Origin of the sequence: Delftia sp. Cs1-4 (assembly GCF_000214395.1) — a bacterium.
Lineage (GTDB): Bacteria > Pseudomonadota > Gammaproteobacteria > Burkholderiales > Burkholderiaceae_C > Comamonas > Comamonas acidovorans.
Genome location: NC_015563.1, coordinates 6,607,501 through 6,610,000, shown reverse-complemented (window position 1 = coordinate 6,610,000; position 2,500 = coordinate 6,607,501). Strand labels below are relative to the sequence as shown.

Annotated in this window: 2 rRNA genes (both running past the window's edge); both read left to right on the top strand. The window is 51.6% G+C overall.

Annotated features, from left to right (window positions below):
- A 23S ribosomal RNA gene (locus DELCS14_RS29055) occupies positions 1-2,287 on the top strand (it extends 589 nt beyond the left edge of the window).
- A gap of 124 nt (positions 2,288-2,411) precedes the next feature.
- Positions 2,412-2,500, top strand: a 5S ribosomal RNA gene (gene rrf, locus DELCS14_RS29050); it runs 24 nt beyond the window's last position.

Here is a 2,500-nt window from a genome sequence, read left to right as displayed (position 1 = left end):
GGCAAGGTTAACCGAATAGGGGAGCCGTAGAGAAATCGAGTCCGAATAGGGCGTCCAGTCGCTGGGTGTAGACCCGAAACCAAGTGATCTATCCATGGCCAGGATGAAGGTGCCGTAACAGGTACTGGAGGTCCGAACCGACTAGTGTTGCAAAACTAGCGGATGAGCTGTGGATAGGGGTGAAAGGCTAAACAAACTTGGAAATAGCTGGTTCTCTCCGAAAACTATTTAGGTAGTGCCTCAAGTATTACCTGCGGGGGTAGAGCACTGTTTAGGCTAGGGGGTCATGGCGACTTACCAAACCTATGCAAACTCCGAATACCGCAGAGTACAGCTTGGGAGACAGAGCACCGGGTGCTAACGTCCGGACTCAAGAGGGAAACAACCCAGACCGCCAGCTAAGGTCCCTAAAATTGGCTAAGTGGGAAACGAAGTGGGAAGGCTAAAACAGTCAGGATGTTGGCTTAGAAGCAGCCATCATTTAAAGAAAGCGTAATAGCTCACTGATCGAGTCGTCCTGCGCGGAAGATGTAACGGGGCTAAGCCAGTTACCGAAGCTGCGGATTTGCAATTTATTGCAAGTGGTAGGAGAGCGTTCTGTAAGCCTGTGAAGGTGCCTGGTAACGGGTGCTGGAGGTATCAGAAGTGCGAATGCTGACATGAGTAGCGTTAAAGGGGGTGAAAAGCCCCCTCGCCGTAAGCGCAAGGTTTCCTACGCAACGTTCATCGGCGTAGGGTGAGTCGGCCCCTAAGGCGAGGCAGAGATGCGTAGCTGATGGGAAACAGGTCAATATTCCTGTACCGATGTGTAGTGCGATGTGGGGACGGAGAAGGTTAGCTCAGCCAACTGTTGGATATGTTGGTTCAAGCCTGTAGTCGTGCCTGGTAGGCAAATCCGCCGGGCTTAGATGAGGGGTGATAACGAGTCTGCTTGCAGACGAAGTGAGTGATACCCTGCTTCCAGGAAAAGCCACTAAGCTTCAGCTACACACGACCGTACCGCAAACCGACACTGGTGCGCGAGATGAGTATTCTAAGGCGCTTGAGAGAACTCTGGAGAAGGAACTCGGCAAATTGATACCGTAACTTCGGGAGAAGGTATGCCGCAAGTAGGTGAACTTGAACAAAGGGAGCCCAAAGCGGTTGCAAAAAATCGGTGGCTGCGACTGTTTAATAAAAACACAGCACTCTGCAAACACGAAAGTGGACGTATAGGGTGTGACGCCTGCCCGGTGCTGGAAGATTAAATGATGGGGTGCAAGCTCTTGATTGAAGTCCCAGTAAACGGCGGCCGTAACTATAACGGTCCTAAGGTAGCGAAATTCCTTGTCGGGTAAGTTCCGACCTGCACGAATGGCGTAACGATGGCCACACTGTCTCCTCCAGAGACTCAGCGAAGTTGAAATGTTTGTGATGATGCAATCTCCCCGCGGAAAGACGGAAAGACCCCATGAACCTTTACTGTAGCTTTGTATTGGATTTTGAACGGATCTGTGTAGGATAGGTGGGAGGCTTTGAAGTGAGGACGCTAGTTCTCATGGAGCCGACGTTGAAATACCACCCTGGTGCGTTTGAGGTTCTAACCCAGGTCCCTTATCGGGATCGGGGACAGTGCATGGTAGGCAGTTTGACTGGGGCGGTCTCCTCCCAAAGCGTAACGGAGGAGTTCGAAGGTACGCTAGTTACGGTCGGACATCGTGACGATAGTGCAATGGCATAAGCGTGCTTAACTGCGAGACTGACAAGTCGAGCAGATGCGAAAGCAGGACATAGTGATCCGGTGGTTCTGTATGGAAGGGCCATCGCTCAACGGATAAAAGGTACTCTGGGGATAACAGGCTGATACCGCCCAAGAGTTCATATCGACGGCGGTGTTTGGCACCTCGATGTCGGCTCATCTCATCCTGGGGCTGTAGTCGGTCCCAAGGGTATGGCTGTTCGCCATTTAAAGAGGTACGTGAGCTGGGTTTAAAACGTCGTGAGACAGTTTGGTCCCTATCTTCCGTGGGCGCTGCAGATTTGAGGAAGCCTGCTCCTAGTACGAGAGGACCGGAGTGGACACACCTCTGGTGTATCGGTTGTCACGCCAGTGGCATTGCCGAGTAGCTAAGTGTGGAAGAGATAACCGCTGAAAGCATCTAAGCGGGAAACTCGTTTCAAGATGAGATCTGCCGGGGCCTTGAGCCCCCTGAAGAGTCGTTCAAGACCAGGACGTTGATAGGCTGGGTGTGGAAGCGCAGTAATGCGTTAAGCTAACCAGTACTAATTGCTCGTGAGGCTTGACCCTATAACTTTGATGACGTGATCATCAAGGTGGTTATGCCAAGTAAGGCGCAGTCAAAATACAAAGCTGATTACAGACTCTATGAATTCGTTGTGTTGCTCCGTGAGCAGCATGACATCAAGTTATGCCTGATGACCATAGCAAGTTGGTACCACTCCTTCCCATCCCGAACAGGACAGTGAAACGACTTTGCGCCGATGATAGTGCGGGTTCCCG